This is a genomic window from Pedobacter sp. AK013 (assembly GCF_014205835.1).
Lineage (GTDB): Bacteria > Bacteroidota > Bacteroidia > Sphingobacteriales > Sphingobacteriaceae > Pedobacter.
In genome coordinates, this window is sequence record NZ_JACHCQ010000079.1 from 1 (window position 1) to 2,033 (window position 2,033).

2 protein-coding genes are annotated in these 2,033 nt (G+C 44.6%); both read left to right on the forward strand.

The genetic code is table 11. The features are described from left to right. Positions 1 to 1,129 (forward strand): IS21 family transposase (istA, locus tag HDC90_RS25240; protein ID WP_184471409.1); only part of this gene is annotated, 1,129 nt, incomplete at its 5' end. A gap of 19 nt (positions 1,130 to 1,148) precedes the next feature. Continuing rightward, positions 1,149 to 1,895, forward strand: coding sequence for an IS21-like element helper ATPase IstB (gene istB, locus HDC90_RS25245; RefSeq protein WP_184471411.1), 747 nt, complete (start codon positions 1,149 to 1,151; stop codon positions 1,893 to 1,895). The last annotated feature ends 138 nt before the right edge of the window (positions 1,896 to 2,033 follow it).

Below are 2,033 nucleotides of genomic sequence, written 5' to 3' on the forward strand. Positions count from 1 at the left end.
ACATAAGGCTGGCGATAAAATGTATATCGACTTTGCCGGTAAAAAGCTATTTCTTAGCGGAAATGATAATATCAGGCAGGATGTAGAGGTATTCGTGGCGATCCTTGGTTGCAGCCAGCTCACCTATGTTGGGGCTGTGGCTTCACAGAAAAAGGAGGATCTCATCGCCGCATGTGAAAATGCACTGCGCTATTTCGGAGGTGTACCCGAGGCAATCGTGCCTGATAATCTTCGCTCTGCTGTAACAAGGGGAAGCAGGTATGAGGCGGTACTGAACGATGAGTTTGCAGCATTTGCGGAGCATTACGCAACAACAGTTATTCCCGCACGTGCCTATAAACCTCGCGACAAATCACTCGTAGAAGGAGCTGTGAAACTCATTTATCGAAGCATTTATAGCAAACTGGATAATCGCCACTTTGAAACCCTGGAGCAGCTCAATTCTGCGATTGCCCCATTGCTGGAAATCCATAATAACAAACCCTTTTCCGGCAGAAACTACTCACGCAGGGAACAGTTTGAGGAAATCGAACGTGAAGCACTTGCCGTGCTTAATCCGGTTCGATATGAGGTGCACAAGCAGGTGATGGTTACCGTAATGAGAAATGGGCATGTACGGCTGGGCGAAGATGTTCACTACTACAGTGTTCCCTATAACTATGTTGGCAAAAAGGTGAAGTTGCTGTACACTTTCGGCTCAGTAAAAGTCTATTACAACTATACCATGATAGCTTTTCATTCAAGAGTACGGACAAAGCACCATTATACCACCCAGGAAACCCATCTGGCGCCACAACACCGGTATATCTCAGAATGGACGCCTGAAAACTTTATACGGCAGGCAGAAGAGATCCATAGTGATGTTGCCAGTTATATATCAAAGGTGCTTGAGTATAAGGGACATCCGGAACAGGCCCATAAATCCTGTTCGGGCATACTGAACTTTGCACGTCGTGTTGGAACGGTGCGGCTAAGAAATGCCTGCCGTTGGGCAGATAATCTTGGGCAATACAACTACCGCATAATTGAGGAGATACTGCGAAAGCAGCTTGATCAGCTATCTGTAGAAGAACAGACGATAGAGATCCCTGAGCATGGAAACATCAGAGGTAAGGAATATTACCAGTAACAATAAACAGCAATTAGAAATGAACAATGAAACATTAGAAAAAATGAAACAGCTAAGGCTGTTTGGGATGTACGATGCATTCAGGACCAATCTGGAATCATCGGTAAAGGAATCGCTGACCACTGATCAGTTTATATCCGTATTGGTTGCCAGCGAGTGGGATGACAGACGCAACCGTTCAGTGGAAAGAACAATTAGGGCGGCTGCGTTCAGATATAAGGCATCTCTTGAGCATATTGATTACTCCATTGAACGTGGGCTTGACAGGAACCAGGTACACAGGCTTGCGGCCCTGGATTTCATTAAGGAGCACAAGGATATTTTTATAACCGGTTCCACTGGTACCGGAAAAAGCTACCTGGCAACCGCTCTTGGATATCAGGCCTGTCAGAATGGATACAAGGTTCTGTATGTCAATACCGCTAAACTCATGGGGCAGCTAAAGCTGGCGAAGGCTAAGGGTACCATCCTGGCAGAACTGAAAAAGATCGAAAGGGTTGATCTTCTTATTCTTGACGACTTCGGCCTTCAGCCCTTCGACCCACAGTCAAGGGTTACTTTACTGGATATCATTGAAGACAGGCATCAGAAGCGGTCAACAATAGTTACATCGCAGATACCGGTTAAGGAATGGTATGATATAATTGGCGAGAAAACGATAGCTGACGCCGTTCTTGACCGTATAGTTCATCACTCATTGAGAGTTGAATTATTCGGCGAATCAATGAGGAGGAGAAACTCTAAGATTGAAAACGTATTTTTGTAAAATAACAGTTGTTAAACAGGACTTAAAAGATCAACTCTAAAATGCCTTTTTGCACAACAACTTCTGCTTTTTTCAAGCAACAACTCTGGGGGTCAATTTGAAATTGGCGAAAGGGGGTCAAATTTATTGGTATATGCA